The following is a 21,477-nucleotide window of genomic DNA, read 5'->3' on the forward strand; positions in this document are numbered from 1 at the left end:
TGTTCCTGTTCAAACGTTGAGCAGTTCCTGAAGCACACCCGTCTTTTCGGGAAGAAGGGCTGCGTCGAATGTTTCGACGATCTGCCCGTGCTCCATCACGTAAAAGCGGTCGGCGAGAGGCGCCGCAAACCGGAAGTTCTGCTCGACCAGCAGCACCGTGAAGCCGCGCGACTTGAGAAGCGTGATGACGCGCGCCAGCGTCTGCACGATTACGGGCGCCAGTCCCTCCGATATTTCGTCGAGTAGCAACAGGTTGGCGCCTGTGCGCAGAATCCGCGCAATGGCCAGCATTTGCTGCTCGCCGCCCGACAGGCGCGTGCCCTGACTCGCTCTGCGTTCCGCGAGGTTTGGAAAAATCTCGTAGATTTCTTCAAGCGACATGCCAGTCGCGTTCGACACCGGCAACCGCGGCGGCAGCAGCAGGTTTTCTTCGCACGACAAACCGGCGAAAATACCGCGCTCTTCCGGGCAGTAACCGACTCCCAATCGCGCGACGCCTTGCGGTGGCATCCCGATCGTTTCCCTGCCGTTCACGCAGATCGACCCGCGACGCGCGTCGGTCAAACCCATGACGGACTTGAGCGTCGTGCTGCGGCCGGAACCATTGCGTCCCAGCAACGTGACTACCTCGCCGCGTGCCGCGCGAATTTCGACGCCGTGCAGAATGTGCGATTCCCCGTACCACGCATGCAGTCCCTTGATATTCAGAACGTCGGCACGCGCTGGCTGACTGTCCGCCGACGACTGGCTCTCCAGGCGTTCAGTGTTCAAGCGATCCATTTTCGGTCCCCATGTAGGCTTCCCGCACGCGAGGGTCGGCGGCGACGACTTCGTAGGCGCCTTCCGCGAGAATCTCCCCACGCTGGAGCACAGTGATCGCGTCCGAGATGCTGGCAATGATTTTCATGTTGTGCTCCACCATCAAAATCGTTCGGCCCGCCGAGACCTTTTTGATGAGTGCCGTGACCCGGTCCACGTCTTCGTGTCCCATGCCTTGTGTCGGTTCGTCGAGCAACATCAGCACCGGATCCATCGCGAGCGTCGTGGCAATTTCGAGCGCTCGCTTGTGGCCGTATGAAAGTTCGGCGGCTTTAACGTCGGCGAATGCGGCCAGGCCCACTTCATCGAGCAATTCAAGCGCGCGCTTCCTGAGTCGGCCCAGCACCGCGCTACTCATCCAGAAACGGAACGACACGCCGAGCGCGCGTTGCAAACCAACACACACGTTCTCAACCGGACTCAGATGCGGAAACACTGCGGAGATCTGAAACGATCGAATCACGCCGCGTCGTGCGATCGAGGCCGGCGCCGCGCTCGTGATCTCCTTACCGTCGAAGAAAATCTGCCCGGACGTCGGCGTCAGAAACTTGGTCAACAGGTTGAAGCAAGTCGTCTTGCCCGCGCCGTTCGGCCCGATCAGTGCGTGGATCGTGCCGCGCCGGACACACAAATCGACGGCGTTGACAGCCGTAAAGCCGTTGAACGACTTGGTGAGGCTGCTGGTTTCAAGAATCAGGTCGGTGTGTGCCATACCCGCTCTCCTTGTCCATTGGACGCGTGCGTTGTAAAAAAAGAGGGTTTCAGCCGACCACGGGGAGCGTCTCGATTGCATAGCTATGCGTCAATGAGCGCCGCAGGATCGGATCTTCCAGTTCGATGTCGAAGCGCTCGGCCGGCCTGATGCCGCCGAACGCGGCGAGCGTGCCGCAGAGCATCGCCGTGCCATCCACGAAGCGGCCGTCCCGGCGGGCAAACTCGTCGAGCAGATCCTGTGGTGCGCGCATGGCTGTCACCTTGCCCTGCTGATAGAGCACACGCTCGCCGTCGATCGTCGCGTAGGAGCGCAGCACCAGATCGTCCCAATGGCCGGCGACTTCGCTCAAGCGCCAGAGCTTGCGTGAACACGGCTTGCCGCACATCTGCTTCGATACCGTGATGCCGTAGGTCTCCACTTCGCGATCGGTGTGGTCGGACGCGATACCGACGAACGTTTCGCCCGCGTCTTTCAACAGGACGAACTCCACCTCGCCGCTGCTCTGCGTGCCGGTCGCCTGGATCTTCAGTGTCGGTTCGAGGCGTTCGGCCGCGACGCGGTAAAAGACGGGCGTATAAGCCGGGCGCTTGACTCCCAACTCTTCCAGCTCACGAATGTGGTTTTCCATGGCGACGGTATCGCGACCGGTCCAGCCGGCGATAACCAATGTGTCGATCGAAATGGTTCGCTCGAACGAACCGTGACTGTCTTCGACCTCAAACGAAATTGCTTTCATCACAGACTCCTTGTAGGCGTGTGCCCGTTCGATGCTTCGGCACACGCAATTCGATTCAGTTGGCTTTCGCGGTGACGAGCGTGCAGCGGCTCGCGCTGAGCGGCGCGAACGCTTCCTGCGCCGGAATGACCTGTTTGATCGTGTAGTAGTCCCACGGCTTCCTGGACTGTTGCGGGCTCTTGACCTCGGCCAGATACATGTCGTGAACCATCAGGCCGTCGGCGCGAATCGTGCCGTTCTTCGCGAAGAAATCGTCGACCGGGGTCCTCTTCATTTGCGCAATGACGGTATCGGCCGCATCGGTTCCACTCGCCTGGACGGCTTTCAGGTAATGGAGCGTCGACGAATAGACGCCCGCCTGGACCAGCGTCGGCATGCGCCCGGTTCTCGCGAAGAAGCGTTGCGACCAGGCGCGGCTTGCGTCGTCGCGGTCCCAGTAGAAAGGCGTGGTCAGCATCATTCCCTGCGCCGCCCGCAGGCCAAGACTGTTGATGTCGCTGATAAACAACTGCAGGCCCGCGATCTTTTGCTTGCCTTGCCCGATCACACCGAATTCGCGGGCCGTCTTGATCGCGTTCACGGTGTCGCTGCCCGCGTTGGCGAGGCCGATCACTTTTGCTTTCGATGCCTGAGCCTGCAACAGATAAGACGACAGATCCGACGAGTTGATCGGATGCTTTGCCTTGCCCACCACTTTGCCGCCAGATGCGGTCAGCGCGGCAGTCGCATCCTTTTCCAGCGACGCGCCGAGCGCATAGTCGACGGTCAGAAAGAACCATGTGTTGTCGCCGCTGCGCGCCATCGACTTCACGAGACTCGTGGTGAATGCATACGTGTCGTACGAGTATTGAATCGTGTACGGCGAGCAGTCTTCATTGCTGAGACGCGTGGTCCCGGCGCCGCTCGCAATGGCGATCCGATGCTTTTCCTTCGCCACGTTCGACACCGCCAGCGCGACAGATGACGGCAACAAGTCCTCGACCGTATCCACGTGCTGGTTATCGAACCAGTCTCGCGCGACAGTGGCGGCCACATCGGTCTTGTTCTGATGATCGGCGCTGATCACTTTGATGGGGACGCCATTGACCTTTCCGCCGAAATCCTCCGCCGCCATCTGCGCAGCAACCACCGAACCCTTTCCGCCGATGTCGGAGAAGATGGAAGACATATCGGTGAGCACACCGATTTTCACTACCCCACCATTGGTCATGGCCGGTTCGGCGGCATGCGATAGAGCGGCGCATAGCATGGCCGCGGCTGGCACGGCAGTAAGCGCGAGACGTTTGAACATGGACTTCTCCTTGATATGGATAGCGAGCGTGGTGCCGGACGGCTGACCCCGTGCGCGTTGTCAGCCGGTTTGACGCAGAATTGCCTCGACACCTGCGCCGACCGCAAGCAGGCGTCGGTCGCTCATATGCCGCCCCATCAACATCACGCCGACGGGCGCGCGGCCCACCTCGTGACAGGGAATCGACAAGGCGCACAGATCTAGCATGTTGGCGATTGACGGATTGCGCAGCAGCAGCCGGTTTGCGGACGTGTAGACACGCTCGTCGGCGAGATCCGCGATGCGCGGCGCGATAGTGGGCACCGTTGGACACACCACGGCGTCGAACGGCTGCAATTCGACGTCAGCCTGCTTGCACAGCAGCGAACGGCGCGTTTTGGTGCGGAGATATTCGGCTGTGCTTTGCTGGCTGCCGAAACGGATGCGGGACAGAACCCGCGGGTCATACTGATTCGCCTGGCTGCAGATCATGTTGACGTGCCACGCCCACGCCTCCGCTGCCACAAGACCGCCGTGCTGCGTCAACTCGGCGAGTGCGTTCCAGCTGTCGAATTCCACTTCTCGCAGAATCGCGCCGGCTGCGGTCAGTCTGGAGAGCGTGTGCTCAAAGGCGCTGGCCACGTGTGTGTCCATGTCGTCGAGTACCAGCTTCGTCGGCACGGCGAGCCGCAAGCCACGCACCGAGGCAAGCGGCGTCGGCGCGTCCGCGTCACCTGCCATGACCGAATCGATCAATGCACAACACGCGACGCTCGGCGCCAGCGACCCGACCGAATCGTAACTGGAAGACAACGGCACCGCGCCATCCAGCGAGATACGCGAAGCGGTGGGTTTGAAACCGGTCACGCCACACAAGGCCGCGGGAATCCGGCACGAGCCGCCGGTGTCCGAGCCGATTGCGGCCGCCGCCATGCCGTGCGCCACTGACACTGCCGCTCCGGACGAAGACCCGCCTGGAATGCGCGCCGCCTCGCGATCAAACGGATTCGCCGGCGTGCCGTAGTGCGGATTGATGCCCAGACCCGAGTACGCGAACTCCGTCATGTTGGTACGGCCCACGAATACGGCGCCGGCCGTCCGCAACCGGCCAATCGCGACGGCATCGCGCACGGCTGCCTGCTCGGGCAGAATGCGCGACCCCGCCCGGGTGATCTCGCCTTGCACGTCGAACAAGTCCTTGACCGAGATCGGGATTCCCGCGAGCGGGCCTGCAATGCCGTGTCGACGCAGCGCATCGCTAGTCATCGCCTGCGTGACCGCTGCGGGACTGATGCCATGCGGGAAGACCCTCCGGCCCTCATCCGCATCGGCCTCGATGTTCTCGACGCACGAGGCGAGCAGGGCCTGTGCGTCGAGATGGCTATTGCCGAGCCGAATAAGCAGGGCGTCGATGGCGGGCAACATGATCAGGCCGGATCGAAGTAGTGAATCTCGAGCAGCACGCAGCCCTTTTCCGACTTGAACGGACCGTGGTAGGCGCCGGGCGGACGCACCGCATAGGTGTAGCCCTTGAACGGTGTGCCACCCTGACCGGCTTCATCGTTGCCGACCGTAAGATCGCCTTCCACCAGAAACACTTCTTCCCAGTAGTCGTGCACGAACGGTTTCTTCGTAAAGAGTCCGGCAGGCAAGCGCAGCAAACGCGTGCGGCTGCCTTTCTTGTTGTCCGTATCCAGCGAACCGGAAAGAATCAGTTCCTGCGCGCCAGACGCGGGATCGTAGCCTTCAGGCAATTGCCAGCCCCGCTGCATTTCCAGCGTGCGGAACTCGTCATGAAGTTTGTTGATTGCCATGCTGCTCTCCTGTGTGAGTTGGAATCGATGCAATGTGAAATCAGGCGGCCTGTAGCGTCGCGAGTTCGGCGCCGAGCGAATAGGTCGACAACAGATCGTCGACAAGGCCCGTCGCGCGCGGCCAGTCGTACGTGCGGAATGCGTGGCCCTTCGTCACGAACGACGCCCCCGCATAGAACAATTCGTATTGGTTGTGACGCGAGGCAAACTCGGAACCGACGGCGTCCCACGCGAGCTTGAAGAATTTGACGCGTTCCTCGGGGCTGCAGACCGGCGATTTCTGAGTTTTCTCGATGATGCGCAGGAGGTCCGGATTTTCGAAGTCGCGAATGCTCGACGGCAACATGATCATTCCGCCGCCCGCGAGTTCGCGCAGCGTATTGAGCACCTTCGAATACAGTTGCTGCGTCACCACCTGCGAGCCGTAAAGCATGTTGCGGTCGGGCACGAAATAGCCCTTCTCCACCTGGCCTTTCGCTTCCATCCCGTAGACCCACGCCTCCACCATCGACGCTTCAGAAGCGAGTTGGCCCAACGTTTCGCGGACTTGCGGGAAGCTGTTAGTCCCATTGATTTCCGTGATTTTCAGCGCCACACCGACCAGAAAGCGCAACTTGACCATCAGGCGTACCTGGCATTGGTAGTTCTGATAGCTGTGCGCGGGTGTCGCGTGGAATTGCTTCGCGCACATCGCCACGTCGCCGGCCACGAAGATGCGCTCCCACGGCACCTTGACGTCGTCGAAGTACAGCACTGCGTCGTTTTCGTCGTATCGGCTCGACAGAGGGTTGTCGAAAACCGAGGGCGAGTTCTCTTCGTACGATTTGCGCGACATCACCTTCATACCCTTGGCGTTCATGGGTATGGCGAACGACAACGCATACATCTCGTCGCCTGGGCGCAGCGGCTGGATGCAACTGCAGAAAACCTCGTTTGCCATGATGCCGCTGGTGGCGAGCATCTTCGCGCCGCGCACGGTGACGCCTTCCGCGTCCTGATCGACGATGCCGACCGCCAGATACTTGTCTTCCTGCTCGTGCGCCGCCTTGGCCTGATTGGCCTGCGGATTGACGATCACATAGGTGAGAAAGAGATCGTTGTCGCGTGCGTATTTGTAGTAATCCCGCAAGGCGCCGGCACGCGCCGGATCGTACTGCTCGAACACGTCGATGCCCATATACATGCCCGAGATACACGATGCGACGTGATCGGGTGAACGGCCCATGAAGCCATAGTGGAGTTCCGTCCACGCTTCGAGCGCGGAGCGACGCTCGACCAGTTCGTCGTACGAAGTCGGCAGTTGCCAGATCTTACTGATGCGACGCCCGGTATCCGGCGACGCGAAGGTCATCTTTTCAACGTTCTCCGGGCGAGCCTGGAAATCGTACAGATTCGCGTAGCTGCGAATGGAATTGCGAAACGCGGGATGTGCCGTCACATCGCCGACGGCCTGGCCGTTGATGTAGACCTGCCGACCGTCGCGCAGCGACGCAATATGTTGAGTGCCGTTCTTGATCATGATGTTCTCCAGAAATTGGGGCGGCTATGCGCTCAGGCGCAAGGCTGGTGCGCACCGTTGAGCGTGTGGTATCGGCCACCGAAGAAGACGAGCGGCCGACCTTCCGACCGGGTTTGATATTTCCTGACGCGTCCGACGAAGATGACGTGGTCTCCCCCGTCGTACTGCGCATAGGGTTCGCATTCGAAAGTGGCCAGCGAGTCGGGCAGCAGAACCGCCTCAGCGCGTTTTTCCGAAACGCCCGGCATGCCTCGCCATTTGTCGCTGTTCGCCTTCGCGAATCGATTCGACAGATCCTGCTGGGCTTCTTCGAGCACGTTCACCGCGTAGGTTCCGACCGCACTCAGGTCGGGCAAGCTCAGGTTTCGCCGGTCGACGGAAAACAGAATCAAGGGCGGATCGAGCGAAACGGAATTGAACGACGCCACGGTGATACCGATGGGCGGCGCATTGTTTCTAGGCGCCGTGATCACGGCCACCCCAGTCGCGAACATCGACAATGCCGTTCGAAACTGGCGTTGCGTGTCCACCTTGTCATCGGACGTCATGGTGCTTTCACTCATCTCGGCCTCCTTCCAGTGCACCGCCGACCGGGCGATACTAGAATTCATCATACAAAGCGTTGTTTATTAGCTTTGTTGCTTAGCTTTTATTACATGCTGTTTAATAAAGCTAATCAAGCTATCGTAAACCCCGATTTGAAGATGGCATGGAAACGACGACCCTACTCGCTGGATGGATGTTGGTCAGGAGTCGCTCGACTCCGCGCTACACTCCGTTCGCTGCATCTGCCGGCATTCACCCGATACGAATCGACCGGGCCTTATGGAATAGAAACAATGCAAACCAAGCAGTCATCCCGCCCGATTTACATGGACTACAGCGCAACGACTCCGGTCGATCCGAGAGTCGTCGCAGCCATGCTTCCGTTCCTGAACGAGAGCTTCGGCAACCCTGCATCGCGCAGCCACAGTTACGGGTGGGAAGCGGACGACGCAGTAGAAACGGCTCGCACACAGGTTGCCGAGTTGCTCGGGGCCGACGCGCGAGAGATCGTCTGGACCTCCGGCGCGACCGAAGGCAACAATCTGGCGATCAAAGGCGCGGCCAACTTCTACAAGGGAAAGGGCCGGCACATCGTCACGGTGAAAACCGAGCACAAAGCGGTACTGGACACGTGCCGCGAGTTGGAGCGACAGGGCTTCGAAGTGACCTATCTGGACGTTCAGCAGGATGGTCTGCTGGATCTGGGCGCGCTAGAAAATGCAATACGACCCGACACGGTTCTCGTGTCCGTCATGATGGTCAACAATGAAACCGGCGTCGTGCAGCCCATTGCCGACATCGGCGCCATGTGCCGCGCGAAAGGCATCGTGTTTCATTGCGATGCTGTGCAGGCCGCGGGGAAGATTGCCATCGATGTGAACGCGCTGAACGTGGACCTTCTGACCGTGACGGCTCATAAGGTGTACGGCCCGAAAGGCGTGGGTGCCCTGTATGTGCGCCGCAAGCCGCGCATTCGGATCGAAGCACAGATGCATGGCGGCGGACATGAACGGGGAATGCGCTCCGGAACGCTACCTGCCCATCAGATTGTCGGCATGGGTGAAGCATTTCGAATCGCAAAGGAAGAGATGGTGTCCGAGAGCCGCCGCGTCGAGGCTTTACGCAACCGGCTGCTGGCAGGTTTGACAGAGATGAAAGAGGTCTACGTCAACGGCGACATGACGCACCGTATTGCGCACAACCTGAATGTCAGCTTCAATTTCGTGGAAGGCGAATCCTTGATCATGGGCATAAAGGGAGTCGCGGTCTCGTCGGGATCAGCCTGTACGTCGGCTTCGCTGGAGCCGTCGTATGTCTTGCGGGCGCTCGGCCGCAGCGACGAGCTGGCGCACAGTTCGATCCGCTTCACGCTGGGACGGTTCACCACGGAGGAAGAAATCGACCAGGTGATTCTGCAGGTTCAGAACACCGTGACGAAGCTGCGCGCGCTGAGTCCGCTCTGGGACATGCATCTCGAAGGGATCGATCTGAGCACGATTCAATGGGCCGCCCACTGAGCGGGCTGCGCGAAAGGTCACGGCGCCGATTCGCTCTTTCGTGGCAGGTAGCGGTGCGCGAATCGTCAGCGTTTTTCCTGTCGCGCGATCAGGTGAGAAAGATCGAGCGTGGCGCGATCGCCATTGGCGACCAGCCGATCCACCACCGAACACAGCACCTTGAACTCGGTTTTGGTCACGCCTTCGAACAGCACGTCATTGATATGCTGCTGTTTCGTGGCAAGCTCTTTCAGCAACCTGGAACCCGCTGCGGTGACAGTCAGCCGCATCTTCCGTTTGTCTTCGGGATGAGACCGTTTGTCGATCAAGCCCAGTTTCTTGAGTTTGCCGGTTTCGATGGTAATGAACGCTCCGCTCAAATGCAGGTGGTCGGCCAACTGGTTAACCGTGACGACATCGTCGTGCGAGAGCTGGGCAATGGCGATCAGCAACGAATACTGAATTCCCGTGAGGCCGATCAGCGTGCCGAACCCATCCCGAACCGACAGTAAGCGCGCCGCAAACGGCAGCAATCCGTTGACCAGATGCCGAAACTCCGCGTCCGAGCCGTCGACCAGACAGGCCGGGTTTGTTACTGTCAGAACAACCTCCTCATGATTCTTTGCCATAACATCTTCACTCCTGGGTGCCGTACGCGCTTTTACCTTTGAAAGGTAATTATACTTCAAAGGTTAGAACGCCCCGCCGCAGCCGCCCCTCTCGCTCCCGTTCTGAGGCTCATACATGAACACCGCCATTCCAACTTCGTCCGTTCGGTCACTTCTTGAATGCTACCTTCGTGCGAAGGACCTGAATCGCCCGGAGTTGATATCCGAATGCTTCTCGCCCGACGCTGAATTGACCTTTTCAATTGCAACGCGCGACATCGATTTTCCCCGTCGCGTAAACGGCGCGCCCGCGATCGCCACGACGCTGGTGGCCGACTTCGGCGAACGCTTCGACAGGTGCCGAACCTACTACGTGTGCACAAAGCCACAGGTGGATGAAGGTCGAGCCTGTTCGATGCCGTGGCTTGTTGTCATGCGGCAGAAGGAGACCGGGTCGCTTCGGATCGGGAAAGGAATGTACCGGTGGCGCTTCGGTAGCGAAACGGGCGGCAAGGATCTGGTCGTCCAACTGCATATTCACATTGAACGAATGGATGCCGTGCCCGACCCGCATGCGGAGAAGTTGAGCGCACTGCAAGGCGCCTTGCTTTATCCGTGGCTTCCGCCTATTGAGCTACAAGACAGGCTGGCGCACTTTATCACCATGCATTCGGACGCTGCATTTGCCCTGCCGTTCGGGCAACCCGCCGCCTTCGATTAAGTATGTCCTTCTGTCCGGCGACAGGTTGTACCCGGACTAGAAATGCACGAGGCCGCTTTGGGAGAGGCCGTACGGATTCGCGGCCGCGTATTCGAGAGCGCGGCTTGCAGTGTCGATCCCGACAGTGAGTAAGGTTTCCCAACGCTGAATATCAGCCGGCGTCATGTCCGGGTGAGAGCAAACCGGCGACGCGTCGCCGTCGACCCCGCACATGGTGTCCGCACGAACGGCCAGATTATCGCTGATCATCTGCGGCACAACCCGCTGAAGATGCTCGAAGCGCAATCGAGTTGGAGAATTCTCGTCCATGCGCTCGCCCGCACTGAGCGCGCGATCGAGGAAATGGTTAGTGTGCAATAACCAGCCGTCTTCGCGCGGTACGACCACACCTGTACCGGCTGGACTCAGTTGGCAAATTGCTGCTCGCTGGAAAGACTATTCCGAACGGTGCGAGCCACCTGGACGTCAAGCTCTCCACCGCGGAGTCATATGCAAGACGAGCGTTCGCAAAGCTGGGCATTCGCACGAAGCGCGATCTGTTTGACTGGGCGCTAGCCGAAGATTGATGCTATAGCCACTTGGGTACATCGACACGTGAAAGCTGTGGAGCTTGTCAATTAAAGCACTCGCGTCCGCATCCACGGATATTGAATGCCGATGCGCCACGGGCAGAAATTTCTTGTCGACCATATGGTCATCGGACTCAAGTTGGTCTCGGGAAACTGAGAGGGAGAGACGGTCGACGGTCAGGTGAGCGCACTTGCGTGCGCGCACATTGGCCGCCGGGTAATGCACTTCATTGGTGATTGCCGCGTTCACCTCGACACACGGTCACCCGATCCATTACTTCGGCAACAACCCCTTCGCCTGATCGAGCACCTTGTCGAAAGCCTTACTGAACCCGCCTGCCTGACCGTCGCTCTTGTTTTGCGCCGGAGCCTGCGAAGCGGCGACGCAGGCCGCACGCATTTCCGGATGCTCTGTCCAGCATGTGGTAGCCAACTGCTTGGCGTGGTTGATATCTCCGTGTTCGCGATACCACGAGACCACGCTCGGCCAGGTTACCGACGTCCTGCCGAAGTACTCGAACTGTTGCAGCAAAAACGCTTCGCCTTGCTTCGGGTCTTTCTGCCCTATGCGATTGGCAAGATTAGTCTGTACCGCCCATGAGCGGTCACGCGAATTGAGATTGCGCCGCAGCACCAGCGTCTGCGTATCAGACGGCGCAGACCGTGATAACGTCATCAGGTTCGACAGGAGAAACACGGGGTAGGCATGGTCCGCTGTGGGACCGGATGCGACCGTTGTCGCTACCTGCAGCGCCTGCGAGTAGTTACCTGCTGCCTGCAGATCCTGCATCTCGGAGATGGCTTTATAGTGAGCCAGAATTAGCGCGGTCGAGCCGCGCTTTCGAGCGGCGTTCCACGGCTCGATGCGCGGCTCGGGCCGCTTGTCTCCGAGCATCGGGCGCACGAGTTCGGTCAGGTTATCTTCGCGAGCGGCCGGATCGCCGTGATCGTCGTGCAGCGTTTCGAGTTGGGCCGAGATCTGGTCGTCGATCACCGCGCGCGCGTCGAAGAGATTTTCCGCAACGCTCGCCTGCGCCCCCGCACGCGCGGAAGTGTACTGCGAGACCGCGTCACGCAACTCGCCGATGCTGCTGAGCTGGTTCACCGTTTGTGCTGCGCCACCGCCGACAACCGGCGCGACCGGCTGGGCGCGGGCCTGCGCCGCAGCCTGTTGACCCGCCTTCTCCCGCCCTGCCTGCAGCTGCTTTTCATGCAGCTTCTGACGTCGTATTTTGGCATCCTGATCGTATGCTATGACGCGCTCGAAGAAAGCCTTGAAACCGTCGACATACGAGTAGCCGCAACGCAAGCTGATCGTCGCGCCGAACCGATCCGCCTGCTCCTCCACGCTGCGTTGCCAGGCGGGAAATAGCACCCGCGTGCCGAGCGTCTGCACTACCGCGATATTGTCCACGCCGCTCCATGAACTGGACGTCGGTGATTTGTTCGTCACCGTCCAGGCGAGCGACACAATGGCAAGCGACGTATCGCCGGCCGTGCGCGCGTCGAAGATCGCGTGATGATTGAGGTAGATATGGCCGAACTCATGAGAGAGGATCGCAAATATCTCATCTTCCGATTCGGCCGATTGCAGCCAGCCCACGGACACAAAAATGTTCCCGCCAGGACTCGAGTTTGCGTTGAGTCCATTCTCCGAGATGATATGCACTGAGCCCGGATAGTTTGGCGTACCCGCGGTTTTCTTGATCGTGGCGAGCAGGCCGTTCAGGTACGCTTCCATTTCGGGCATCGGCACGAGGCCCCAGCCGTCGGCGCGCGCGTTCATCAGATCTAGCCTGATGTCGGGCCAATCGCGAGCGGGTGGCGGCGGAAGAGATCCGACGGTGTCGAGCGTCGGTCCTTTCGCGGAACCGCCGCCAATGCCCAGGTTCGACAAGCCGCCCGGCATTTTGACGTCCGCGCACGCTCCAAGCAGAAGGCTTGCGCATGCACCACAAAAGTATCGGCGTCCGGTGCGCATGATCAGTTACCACACCGGTTGGCGGCAGCGCCCAGCGTGCCGGCGGCCTGGACGCCAGCAGATTGGCTACAGCGGGCCTGCACGTTGCGAACGATCTTCACAGCCATGCCGTCTGCCCAATATGTCGTCTGGCCGATCTTCACGGGATAGAAGCCCTTTTGGGACGCGCCCGCTATGGGAAGCGGTAGTGATTTGGCGTCTGCGTCCACCGAACTGCTCTTGGTGTCTGGTGCACTGTAAAGCTTCACCGCTGCGCCAGGTTTCAGCGCATCGACATAAGTCGGTGTTTGAGCAAAAACGTAGCCACCTGCCGTCGCAGCGAACGCTACGGCCGCCGTTGCAGCCAGCAAGGCGCGCCTGACCCGCTGCCGGGCATCTCGAACTTTTTGCATGATCACTTCTCCTTGCTGTCGGTGATCCAGTTGAACAGATGTTCGCTCCACTCGAGCGATTCGACTGCAATAGCGCAGGCGAGGATATGCGCCACGACGAGAAATGGAATATGCATCCAGGCGCCGAACAGGATCATCGCCACGCCGAATGACACGAGCACAGCCAGGCTGATCACAAGCAATGCGATATTGAAACCGGCCGTGATCGACTTCGCGATCCACCAGTGCGGATGGAATCGCTTTCTCCAATGCGTGCGCTCGTGATGAAACTCCGCAAATACCTTCCTGACTTTCTTCTTGATGCTCACAATGACGAAGAACCCGATGAAACCGGCGCCGCCAAGCGTGAGAATCTTGCCCCACCGGCTGAGGGGCATTTTGAGTTTGAGTTCCCAGGCTTCGAGCTTTTCCAGATCGTTGGGATAGCTCAAGAGATTGTCGAGCGCGGCGGCATGCAGAAACACGCCAGGAATACGGTCCTGAAGAGGGGAGAGCACGAGGTCATTGGAATAGGCGAACGACGTGCCAATCATCACGAAGCGGCCCCGGAACGCGTCGTTGAGTTCAGCGTCGCTGAGTTCCAGATCGTTCGGTGTCGCAACGTTCGGTCCGTCACCCATATGCTTTGGTAACTGGCTCGCGTGAATAGTCCGATAGTGCACGCAGAGCGGCCGGCTCAATGGACGTAAGAACGCACGTGCCTCCGCCCGCCACAAGAGTTTGATCTGACTCTCGTTCGAAGTGCAGTACATGTCCTCGTCGCCGTCCCTGGAATCCACTCGCGGCCAAATCCCGTGACGCTCTTCCCGCTCCCCGTCCATGGACTCGTGCCAATGCAAGCCGTATGCCGCCGTGTCGAGCGGCCATGTGACCGACATGAATGCAGCCTCGGTGCACGGCACATCAAGTGTTCCGTGGTACAACTCCTTGAAAATCGAGAAGGCGGCGCTCCGTGGACAGTCGCCTTCCGAAGTGCCGGGTTGCTCCGGCACACTGTGCGCGGTTTGCTCGGGGCTCGGTTTTTTTTTTGCCAGGCCGTTCGTCCTTGGGATATACGAGTGGATAAGTCCATGCCAGCCGGTCGACCGAATGGGCAGAGAACTCAATGCCAACACGTTTTAGTTTCTTCAAGTCGTCATCGCTGTCGAGATCCGGGTTGGTGACGAGCGTGTTTTCGATCGTTCGCCGAGCAGCCAGAAACACCGGTACATTATTCTGCGATGTCAGGCGCATGAGCGCGTTTTTGAAGTGGTCGAAGTCGGACTCGTCCAATGTCCCGATCGGACCAGTATCAACGGTTTCATCGCGACATTCGGGTTCCTCTGGATCCTTGAGTTCCTTGGCTTTTTTGCGTTTCGCGGCATCCTGCCCCTTGGACTGGGAAAGAATCACGTCGATGAACACACCCTTCGGCGGAAACCTGTTGAGATATTGCAGAAGCCAGCTGTAAAAAGAATAATGAGCCGGCCAGCCTTCTTTGCAAGCACGGAGAACCTCGGCATCGATTACGAGTACCGTGATGCTCTTGCTGTACCAATCGACCCGGTTGTTATCGACCACCTTCGCTCGTGCGCGGTCAAACAGATAGCCTGAGAACGGCGCCGCATAGCGCGCCATCGTCTGCGCACCCATTTCCTCGCCAAACCGTGTGGGCAGCAGAAAAGCAAGCACAATACCCAGCACTACCGATAGAGCAGCCCGGCCGAACAAATGCCGAAGGCCGCCGTCTTCGTGCTTCGCATCTTTATGCCCCTGTTCTTCTTTCTGCTTCGCCATTGTCCGGCCTGAAATGTCAGAGGAACGAAACAACAGAAAGGAGTCTAGAAAATCCTCTATCTTTACGTTAGCTTAATTTTCGTCGGGTAAACGCGAGGCGAAGCGTCCGGGGCGTGAACACCTTACGTATGAATAAAGTCGTTCGCGGACCGCAACCTTGATTTTTTCGTCTGGATGACTAAGATTCTGCCACTGCTTTTGTCCCGCGCTGGCAGGGTCAGCGCCGGCACATCGGCCGATAGTTAGTCATTCGCCGCCATAAGTCTCCTGCGCACCAACCCTGCTCGCAAACGATGTTCGGAGCAGGCACAACTGGCGGATAAAGACTATTCAATGGCCACGCGTTTTCACCAGATCGGCAATTGAGCTCGGCGCACTTTCTTTTGCGACCGGCGTGGCATCAAGCGAGCGCTGAAGAGAAAAATGGAATGAGCGGCGTCTCCCTGCTGGGCGAGCATGCGCTGAGTGGTTGGACGACCAGCCGGAAACTATGGCACGCCCCTCGGAAGAACTCGTCCATCAAATCCGAACGGGGAGCGTGTGCCTCTGCAACGTTCCCGGCTCAGGACGCTTACCCATCACCTTACGGCAACGCAATCGGCACAGGCCTTGTCAGCAGATCCACATAAAGACCAAAAAACCGGTTGTTATCAAACTGCGTGACATAAGTGATCTTCTGCGGCGAAGCTCCTGCCGCCGGCTGGTCCGGATATACCTTCACATGCCCCTGATCTTCACCGCTCGTCGTATCGATATCCAGATACGCACTCTTTGTTTGCGTAGCGTAAGCAGGATCAAGGAAATACGCGATCGTCAACGTATCGAACAGATCGGCATTACTAGCGAACGCCCCAGCATTGGCAATCCCATACGCCTTCGTCACCGCGGTCTGCTTGCTCGGATTATTGACGATCTGGTCATACACGCTTTGCGTCAGCGGCACGGTGTTCGTTACATCGAGGGGAATCACGGCTTGTGGAATCGACGTCTGCAATACCGTGCGCACAGCCAACGGATCGAACCACCAGTTGAGTTCTCCCACGGCATTCGCATTGCCCGGCACCGCCATCGCGCCACCCATGTAGACGATCCGCTTGATCTGCGGCACGATCTCCGGCGCCTTCATGATCGCCGTGGCAAGGTTAGTGGGTGGCCCCACCTCGAGAATAGTGACCTGGTTCGGATAGCGCTTGATGGTCTGAATCATGAAATCCGCCGCGCCCTGCGCCTGCAGTTTCGTCGATGCCGCGAACCCGTCCGGCGGCGCAACGAGTTGAGACTGCTGAGTTGGCTCGGGCCGGCTCCACGCGCCAAAGTAGCCGTTCGGATTGGCGGCCTGCTGCGCGCGAATACTCGCTACGTCGTATTGCAACGGATAACGGGCGCCGCCGTACACCCCCACGACGTTCTGCACGCCCATCCGTTCCACTGCCTTGAGCGCATCGGACTCTTCCTGCAGCAACCAGTCGTTGCCGGTAACGACGGTGAGTCCAAGCAGATTGACCTTGCCCTGCCCCATCAACTGCGTGGTCATGGCGAAAAGCTGGCCGTCGTCGCCCATCGTGTTGAAGTCTGAATCGATGATGACCTTCGGCGCATTGGCGAGAGGATCAGTGGTCGATATGCTGCCTCCGCACGCGGCCAGCCCTAGCGACATCATCAGCATGCCTACGTATTGTGATTTCATGTTTCGTCCATTGGAGAGCGTGATTAACAAGGGAACACCATCGTGAGATGGTGCCCATAAATCAACGTCGAGCCACCAAAAGTGGCAATCCGGAGCGCCTCATGTCACAACCGGCATCCGTGTCAGGCTGCGCTGTCGACCTCCGCGCGTGTCGGTATCGAAGGCTGCGCACCCGCTCGCGTCACGGAAATGGACGCCGCGCGTTGTGCGAGGCTGATCGCGCTTTCCAGCGGCTGCCGTGAGGCGAGTTGCGCGGCAAAGACGCCGATAAAAGTGTCGCCGGCCGCCGTCGTATCGACCGCTTGCACCTGAGGCGCGGGGAAATGCATGCCCTCGCCGCCTTCCACCAGCAGATACGCTCCCTGCGCGCCGAGCGTGACGATCACATTGCGCGCCCCGCCCTGTTGCAACTCCGTCGCCGCGCGTCGCGCGCCGCTTTGCGATTCGACCGGCAGGCCGGCCAGAATGGCGGCCTCGACCTCGTTGGGCACGAGGTAATCGACTAGCGGCAACCATTCCGCCGGCAACGGCCCCGTCGCCGGCGCCGGGTTCAGCACGGTGATCTTGCCGAGCCGACGAGCGAGCGCGAGCGTTGCGTGAACAGAATCCCACGGCGTTTCCAGTTGGCACACCACGACATCGCAAGCCTTGATGGCAGCTTCATGGCGAGCCACGCTTTCCGGCGTGAGTTCGCCGTTGCTGCCGGCGACCACGACAATCGTGTTCTGTCCGTCGTCGGATACTGTCACCATGGCGACACCGGTCGGCTGGCCCGGGTGGACCTCCACGCCGCTGCAGTCGATCCCTTCCGCTTCCAGATCCTTGACGCGTTGCGCGCCGTTCGCGTCTTTGCCGACGCATCCGACCATGGCCACCTGTGCGCCGATGCGCGCGGCCGCAACGGCCTGGTTACCGCCCTTGCCGCCGGCGACCTGCGAGAACTCATGTCCGCCAATCGTCTCGCCGGGGCGCGGCAAATGCGGTGCGCGCGCGACGAGATCCGTATTGATGCTGCCCACTACCAGCACCCGGCCTTGCTTCGTTTCTTTTGACACTTTAATTTTCTCCTGTCGACCAGAGTTAGCGCTTTAGCGCTTCCTCCGGTCCCATGCAAAACTGCTGACCATCCACGGGATGTTCACCATTACCCGGCGCGACGACGCCGGCTTCGATAAGTATCCAGCACGACAGCCACGACAATCACAGCTCCCGTGATGATGCGCTTGGTCGGCTCGGTCGCGCCGATCTGCGCAAGGCCGGCAGCCAGCACCGAAATGATCAACACGCCGAAGAATGTGCTCGTCACCGAACCGCGCCCGCCCATCAGACTCGTTCCGCCGATCACCACCGCCGCGATCACCTGCAATTCAATACCCTGCCCGGCATTCGGATCCGCGGCCTCGAGCCGCGAAATCTGGAATAGCGAAGCCAGGCCGGCGAGCAGTCCCATCATCGCGAACACCGCGATCTTGTAAGGCCGCGGATTGACGCCCGCGAGCCGCACCGCTTCCTCGTTCGTGCCGATGCCGACCAGATAGCGTCCGAAGACGGTACGCGTCAACACGAACTGCGCGGCGACCATCACCACAATGGCGATGATGAAAGCCGGCGAGATGCCGAACGCCACCGGGTTGGAGAGGAAATCGAAGGCATCGCCGATATAAGCCGTACGCGAGTTAGTCAACTGATACGCGAGACCACGCGCGGCTTCCAGCACGCCGAGCGACACGATGAACGACGGAATCCGCCACGCCACGGTGATCGCGCCGGTCACGCAACCGGTCAGCGTCGCGCCCGCCATACCGAGCAAGGCCGCGGGCAGCGCCGGCCAATGCCACTGCAAGGCCGCGACGCTCGTGAGCGCCGCGCCGAGCGCCAGCACCGAGCCGACCGACAGATCGATGCCGGCAATGATCAGCACGAACGTCATGCCGATCGACATCACGACGAGATCGGGAATCTGGTTGGCGATCGTGCTGAACGTGTCGTAGGTCAGAAAGTGCGAACTCAGCAGCGAGAACAGCACGATCATCCCGAGAAGCGCGCCGAGCAATCCAAGGTAGTTCGACACTCCGAGTCGCGTGCCAAGTGGCTTTGCGTTTTTGGGTGGTTCGTTCTGCAGCGTAGGCAGGCTGGTTTCCACGGTCATGCTCAATACTCCACTAATTTACTTTCGTCGGGCGCCTTCGCGTCGGGTTCGATCGGCTCGTGCAACATGTCATCGCGCGTGGCGTAGCCCGCGAATGCCGCCGCCAGCAGCGCGTCCTGAGTCCAGTTGCCGCGCTCGAACAGGCCGGTCATGCGTCCCGCCGACATCACCGCGATCCGGTCGCAAATCGCCATCAATTCGCGCAGGTCGCTCGATACCACCACCAGCGCCCGGCCTTCACGAGCCAGCGCGCCCATCAATGCATAGATATCGAATTTCGCGCCGACGTCGATGCCGCGCGTCGGCTCATCGAACAGCAGCACCGTGCAATCGCGCGCAAGCCACCGGCCGATCACCACCTTCTGCTGATTGCCGCCCGACAACTCGGACACAGGCTGCGACGGCCCGGAACTGCGAATGCGCATCGCGTCGATCTGCTGGTGCGCCAAAGCCGCTTCGCGACGGCCGTCCACCACGCCCTTGCTCGACACCGAACGCAAGTGGCCCAGCGAAATGTTGGCGGCAATCGGTTGGGTCAACAACAGACCCTCGCCTTTGCGATCTTCCGTGATCAGCGCGATGCCGTGTTTCACGGCGTCAGACGGCGAAGCGATCGCCACAGGCTCAAGCGCGCCGCCTTCGCGACCGATCGACACCGTGCCCGCGTCCGCGCGGTCCGCGCCATAGATGAGCCGCATCAACTCCGTGCGCCCGGCGCCGATCAGTCCGCTGATGCCAAAAATCTCGCCAGCCTTGACCTCGAAGGACACGTCGCGCACCACCGGCTCGCGCGTCATGCCGTTGACCTTGAAGGCCACCTCGCCGATGCGCCGCTCGCCGAGATCGATCCTGTCGCCGATATCGCGGCCGACCATCAGGGTCACGAGACGGTCGGTGGTGAGATTGGCCATCTCGTCGACATGCACGAGCCGGCCGTCGCGCAACACGGCAGCGCGTCTCGCGATACGCTTCAGTTCTTCCAACCGGTGCGAGATGTACACCAGCGCGACGCCGCGCGCCTTCAACCGCTCGACTTGCTCGAACAGCAGATCGACTTCGCGGGCGGTCAGCATCGCGGTGGGTTCGTCGAGAATCAGCACGCGGCAATCGCCGATCAGATTGCGCGCGATCTCGACCATCTGTTGATGCCCGATGCCGAGCGTGCCGACCAGCGTGTCGGGGTCGATCGCATCGAGGCCGACTTGCGCCATGGCATGCCGTGCATCCTCGCGCAGCTTGGCGCGGTCGATCCAGCCGAACATGCCGCGCCGCGGCAGACGGTTCAGAAAAAGGTTCTCGGCCACTGAGAGCGTGGGCAGCAGGTTCAGTTCCTGCATGACCATGCGCACGCCGAGCGCCTCGGCGTCCTTGCGGCTGGCCGGCGTATAGGCCGCGCCGCCCAGGGTCATCGAACCCGCGGTCGGTGTGACGAGGCCGCCGATGATCTTGGATAAGGTGCTCTTGCCCGCGCCGTTTTCGCCGGTCAGCGCCAGCACTTCGCCCGCGTGCAATTCGAGCGAAACATCGGCGAGCACGGGCTCGGCGTAGGTCTTGCCGATGCCGTGCACGCGCAGCACGGGGGCGGCGTCAGCAAGGGATGAAATTGGAGTGGACATCAGATTGATTCAGGCTGGACAGAAATCAGACGGCGTGGCCCCTTGACGGAGCGGGCCACACCTTGCACCTGTCTTACTTGGTGACCAGATCGACCGGCGTTTCGACGACGCCGGACAATTCAGACTGCTTCTTGTGTTCGGAAAGCGCCTTCAAAGCCGTGTCGATACCGAACACTGCCTGCTTGGCGGCGTATTGATTGGCGGTGGCGAGCACGCGGCCGTCCTTGAGCATCGGCTTGATCGCGTTAATGTCGTCGTAACCGACGATCTGCACCTTGCCTGTCTTGCCGGCCGCGCGCACGGCCGACACGGCGCCGATTGCCATGTTGTCGTTGCCGCACAGCAAGGCCTTGACGTCCGGATTCGCGTTGAGGATCTGGCTCGCGACGGCGTTGCCCTTGTCGATTTCCCACTCGCCCGATTGCAGCGCGACGACCTTCATGCCGCCCGATTGCATGGCCTGCTTGAAGCCGGCCGTACGTTGCTGCGCGTTGGTTGTGGTCGTGACACCTTCGATAATGCCGACGTTGTCGCCCGCCTTCAGGTGCTTGGCCAGGTAGTCGCCGACCTTCTGTGCGCCCTTCGCGTTATCCGGCCCGACGAACGGGATGTTCAGGTCTTTCGACTTGAGCACGTCGTTGTCCAGCTTGTTGTCGATATTGACCACGATGATGCCGGCATCGACCGCTTTCTTCAGGACCGGCACCAGCGCCTTGGAGTCAGCCGGCGCGATCACCAGCGCATCGACCTTCGAAACGATCATCTGTTCGACGATGCGGATCTGGTTCGCGGTGTCAGTCTCGTCCTTGATGCCGTTGGTGACGAGATCGAACTTCGCCGGATTCTGCTTCTGATAATCCTTGGCGCCTGTTTCCATGGTCAGGAAGAACTCGTTGGCGAGCGACTTCATCACCAGCGCGACTTTCGGTTTATGGGCGGCCTGGGCGAAGGCTGCCGGCATCGGCAAAATCGACACAGCGAGGAAAGCTGCGCCGGCTGCGATGGCGCGACGGCGCGCCGGTAGAAAATGGCGAATCATTGATGTCTCCGTATCGCTCGTTCG

Annotated in this window: 21 protein-coding genes and 1 pseudogene; 3 read left to right on the forward strand and 19 right to left on the reverse strand. The window is 60.2% G+C overall.

Annotation, left to right across the window (positions count from 1 at the left end; translation table 11 throughout):
- Positions 1 to 9: 9 nt before the first annotated feature.
- Genes B0G82_RS24330 through B0G82_RS24365 form a run of 8 tightly spaced genes read right to left on the reverse strand, consistent with a single transcriptional unit; the run spans position 10 to position 7,436 of the window.
- Entirely contained in the window at positions 10 to 780 is a 771-nt protein-coding gene (locus tag B0G82_RS24330) for an ABC transporter ATP-binding protein (RefSeq protein WP_121309304.1), read from the reverse strand.
- Positions 761 to 1,531, reverse strand: coding sequence for an ABC transporter ATP-binding protein (locus B0G82_RS24335; RefSeq protein WP_116146136.1), 771 nt, complete (start codon positions 1,529 to 1,531; stop codon positions 761 to 763). Before B0G82_RS24335 ends, B0G82_RS24330 begins: the two co-directional genes overlap by 20 nt.
- Before the next feature lie 49 nt (positions 1,532 to 1,580).
- The gene (locus B0G82_RS24340; RefSeq protein WP_116146137.1) at positions 1,581 to 2,270 is read right to left on the reverse strand and encodes a DUF2848 domain-containing protein; all 690 of its coding nucleotides are present in this window, start codon (positions 2,268 to 2,270) and stop codon (positions 1,581 to 1,583) included.
- 55 nt (positions 2,271 to 2,325) lie between these two features.
- On the reverse strand, positions 2,326 to 3,561 hold the full coding sequence (locus tag B0G82_RS24345) for an ABC transporter substrate-binding protein (protein ID WP_121309305.1): 1,236 nt from the start codon (positions 3,559 to 3,561) through the stop codon (positions 2,326 to 2,328).
- Positions 3,562 to 3,621: 60 nt separating this feature from the next.
- Positions 3,622 to 4,965, reverse strand: coding sequence for an amidase (locus tag B0G82_RS24350; RefSeq protein WP_121309306.1), 1,344 nt, complete (start codon positions 4,963 to 4,965; stop codon positions 3,622 to 3,624).
- 2 nt (positions 4,966 to 4,967) lie between these two features.
- A complete protein-coding gene (locus tag B0G82_RS24355) occupies positions 4,968 to 5,354 on the reverse strand; it encodes a cupin (protein WP_121309307.1) in 387 nt (128 codons plus the stop codon).
- A 40-nt stretch (positions 5,355 to 5,394) separates the two neighbouring features.
- Positions 5,395 to 6,873 (reverse strand): 4-hydroxyphenylacetate 3-hydroxylase N-terminal domain-containing protein, encoded by a 1,479-nt coding sequence (locus tag B0G82_RS24360; RefSeq protein ID WP_121309308.1) that lies wholly within the window; start codon positions 6,871 to 6,873, stop codon positions 5,395 to 5,397.
- Between the two features lie 32 nt (positions 6,874 to 6,905).
- Positions 6,906 to 7,436, reverse strand: coding sequence for a flavin reductase family protein (locus tag B0G82_RS24365; protein ID WP_121309309.1), 531 nt, complete (start codon positions 7,434 to 7,436; stop codon positions 6,906 to 6,908).
- Positions 7,437 to 7,712: 276 nt separating this feature from the next.
- Between B0G82_RS24365 and B0G82_RS24370 the strand changes: the two genes are divergently transcribed.
- Complete coding sequence (locus B0G82_RS24370; RefSeq protein WP_116146147.1) at positions 7,713 to 8,936, forward strand: IscS subfamily cysteine desulfurase; 1,224 nt, start codon at positions 7,713 to 7,715, stop codon at positions 8,934 to 8,936.
- Between the two features lie 65 nt (positions 8,937 to 9,001).
- Here B0G82_RS24370 and B0G82_RS24375 read toward each other — a convergent pair whose 3' ends face one another.
- Positions 9,002 to 9,544: a MarR family winged helix-turn-helix transcriptional regulator gene (locus B0G82_RS24375; RefSeq protein WP_116146149.1), complete on the reverse strand. Its 543-nt coding sequence runs from the start codon at positions 9,542 to 9,544 to the stop codon at positions 9,002 to 9,004.
- Positions 9,545 to 9,659: 115 nt separating this feature from the next.
- Between B0G82_RS24375 and B0G82_RS24380 the strand changes: the two genes are divergently transcribed.
- Entirely contained in the window at positions 9,660 to 10,244 is a 585-nt protein-coding gene (locus tag B0G82_RS24380; RefSeq protein WP_121309310.1) for a nuclear transport factor 2 family protein, read from the forward strand.
- 36 nt (positions 10,245 to 10,280) lie between these two features.
- Here B0G82_RS24380 and B0G82_RS24385 read toward each other — a convergent pair whose 3' ends face one another.
- On the reverse strand, positions 10,281 to 10,553 hold the full coding sequence (locus tag B0G82_RS24385; RefSeq protein ID WP_147439571.1) for a hypothetical protein: 273 nt from the start codon (positions 10,551 to 10,553) through the stop codon (positions 10,281 to 10,283).
- Between the two features lie 104 nt (positions 10,554 to 10,657).
- Here B0G82_RS24385 and B0G82_RS40615 point away from each other — a divergent pair.
- A pseudogene (locus tag B0G82_RS40615) lies at positions 10,658 to 10,810 on the forward strand (LuxR family transcriptional regulator); the annotation flags it as partial.
- 277 nt (positions 10,811 to 11,087) lie between these two features.
- Here the strand turns inward: B0G82_RS40615 and B0G82_RS24395 are convergent.
- The 9 genes from B0G82_RS24395 to B0G82_RS24435 all read right to left on the reverse strand — a co-directional run bounded on the left by B0G82_RS24395 (position 11,088) and on the right by B0G82_RS24435 (position 21,453).
- Positions 11,088 to 12,722: a M48 family metallopeptidase gene (locus B0G82_RS24395; RefSeq protein ID WP_241974822.1), complete on the reverse strand. Its 1,635-nt coding sequence runs from the start codon at positions 12,720 to 12,722 to the stop codon at positions 11,088 to 11,090.
- A 74-nt stretch (positions 12,723 to 12,796) separates the two neighbouring features.
- Positions 12,797 to 13,186: a hypothetical protein gene (locus tag B0G82_RS24400; RefSeq protein ID WP_121309313.1), complete on the reverse strand. Its 390-nt coding sequence runs from the start codon at positions 13,184 to 13,186 to the stop codon at positions 12,797 to 12,799.
- Positions 13,187 to 13,188: 2 nt separating this feature from the next.
- Positions 13,189 to 14,178: a CHASE2 domain-containing protein gene (locus B0G82_RS24405; protein WP_206751624.1), complete on the reverse strand. Its 990-nt coding sequence runs from the start codon at positions 14,176 to 14,178 to the stop codon at positions 13,189 to 13,191.
- Positions 14,090 to 14,962 carry a CHASE2 domain-containing protein gene (locus tag B0G82_RS24410; protein ID WP_121309315.1) on the reverse strand — a complete coding sequence of 291 codons (873 nt, stop codon included), beginning with the start codon at positions 14,960 to 14,962 and terminating at the stop codon, positions 14,090 to 14,092. The genes B0G82_RS24405 and B0G82_RS24410 overlap by 89 nt, the downstream gene beginning before the upstream one ends.
- Before the next feature lie 583 nt (positions 14,963 to 15,545).
- Positions 15,546 to 16,649, reverse strand: a complete 1,104-nt coding sequence (locus B0G82_RS24415; RefSeq protein ID WP_121309316.1) for a nucleoside hydrolase — start codon at positions 16,647 to 16,649, stop codon at positions 15,546 to 15,548.
- 122 nt (positions 16,650 to 16,771) lie between these two features.
- A complete protein-coding gene (rbsK, locus tag B0G82_RS24420; protein ID WP_121309317.1) occupies positions 16,772 to 17,704 on the reverse strand; it encodes a ribokinase in 933 nt (310 codons plus the stop codon).
- A gap of 89 nt (positions 17,705 to 17,793) precedes the next feature.
- Positions 17,794 to 18,798: an ABC transporter permease gene (locus B0G82_RS24425; protein ID WP_116146161.1), complete on the reverse strand. Its 1,005-nt coding sequence runs from the start codon at positions 18,796 to 18,798 to the stop codon at positions 17,794 to 17,796.
- A 2-nt stretch (positions 18,799 to 18,800) separates the two neighbouring features.
- On the reverse strand, positions 18,801 to 20,414 hold the full coding sequence (locus B0G82_RS24430; protein ID WP_121309318.1) for a sugar ABC transporter ATP-binding protein: 1,614 nt from the start codon (positions 20,412 to 20,414) through the stop codon (positions 18,801 to 18,803).
- A gap of 73 nt (positions 20,415 to 20,487) precedes the next feature.
- Entirely contained in the window at positions 20,488 to 21,453 is a 966-nt protein-coding gene (locus B0G82_RS24435; protein WP_116146164.1) for a sugar ABC transporter substrate-binding protein, read from the reverse strand.
- Positions 21,454 to 21,477 lie beyond the last annotated feature (24 nt).

Origin of the sequence: Paraburkholderia sp. BL17N1, from assembly GCF_003634175.1 — a bacterium.
GTDB lineage: Bacteria > Pseudomonadota > Gammaproteobacteria > Burkholderiales > Burkholderiaceae > Paraburkholderia.

Excerpts from the sequence above, each read along its gene's own strand:
- B0G82_RS24365 (WP_121309309.1), bottom strand. The coding sequence starts at position 7,436 with ATGAGTGAAAGCACCATGACGTCCGATGACAAGGTGGACACGCAACGC.
- B0G82_RS24330 (WP_121309304.1), bottom strand. The coding sequence starts at position 780 with ATGGATCGCTTGAACACTGAACGCCTGGAGAGCCAGTCGTCGGCGGAC.
- B0G82_RS24360 (WP_121309308.1), bottom strand. The coding sequence starts at position 6,873 with ATGATCAAGAACGGCACTCAACATATTGCGTCGCTGCGCGACGGTCGG.
- B0G82_RS24335 (WP_116146136.1), bottom strand. The coding sequence starts at position 1,531 with ATGGCACACACCGACCTGATTCTTGAAACCAGCAGCCTCACCAAGTCG.
- B0G82_RS24410 (WP_121309315.1), bottom strand. The coding sequence starts at position 14,962 with ATGGCGAAGCAGAAAGAAGAACAGGGGCATAAAGATGCGAAGCACGAA.
- B0G82_RS24385 (WP_147439571.1), bottom strand. The coding sequence starts at position 10,553 with ATGGACGAGAATTCTCCAACTCGATTGCGCTTCGAGCATCTTCAGCGG.
- B0G82_RS24350 (WP_121309306.1), bottom strand. The coding sequence starts at position 4,965 with ATGTTGCCCGCCATCGACGCCCTGCTTATTCGGCTCGGCAATAGCCAT.
- B0G82_RS24370 (WP_116146147.1), top strand. The coding sequence starts at position 7,713 with ATGCAAACCAAGCAGTCATCCCGCCCGATTTACATGGACTACAGCGCA.
- B0G82_RS24345 (WP_121309305.1), bottom strand. The coding sequence starts at position 3,561 with ATGTTCAAACGTCTCGCGCTTACTGCCGTGCCAGCCGCGGCCATGCTA.
- B0G82_RS24355 (WP_121309307.1), bottom strand. The coding sequence starts at position 5,354 with ATGGCAATCAACAAACTTCATGACGAGTTCCGCACGCTGGAAATGCAG.
- B0G82_RS24395 (WP_241974822.1), bottom strand. The coding sequence starts at position 12,722 with ATGCCGGGCGGCTTGTCGAACCTGGGCATTGGCGGCGGTTCCGCGAAA.
- B0G82_RS24375 (WP_116146149.1), bottom strand. The coding sequence starts at position 9,544 with ATGGCAAAGAATCATGAGGAGGTTGTTCTGACAGTAACAAACCCGGCC.
- B0G82_RS24380 (WP_121309310.1), top strand. The coding sequence starts at position 9,660 with ATGAACACCGCCATTCCAACTTCGTCCGTTCGGTCACTTCTTGAATGC.
- B0G82_RS24415 (WP_121309316.1), bottom strand. The coding sequence starts at position 16,649 with ATGAAATCACAATACGTAGGCATGCTGATGATGTCGCTAGGGCTGGCC.
- B0G82_RS24425 (WP_116146161.1), bottom strand. The coding sequence starts at position 18,798 with ATGACCGTGGAAACCAGCCTGCCTACGCTGCAGAACGAACCACCCAAA.
- B0G82_RS24430 (WP_121309318.1), bottom strand. The coding sequence starts at position 20,414 with ATGTCCACTCCAATTTCATCCCTTGCTGACGCCGCCCCCGTGCTGCGC.
- B0G82_RS24435 (WP_116146164.1), bottom strand. The coding sequence starts at position 21,453 with ATGATTCGCCATTTTCTACCGGCGCGCCGTCGCGCCATCGCAGCCGGC.
- B0G82_RS24400 (WP_121309313.1), bottom strand. The coding sequence starts at position 13,186 with ATGCAAAAAGTTCGAGATGCCCGGCAGCGGGTCAGGCGCGCCTTGCTG.
- B0G82_RS24340 (WP_116146137.1), bottom strand. The coding sequence starts at position 2,270 with ATGAAAGCAATTTCGTTTGAGGTCGAAGACAGTCACGGTTCGTTCGAG.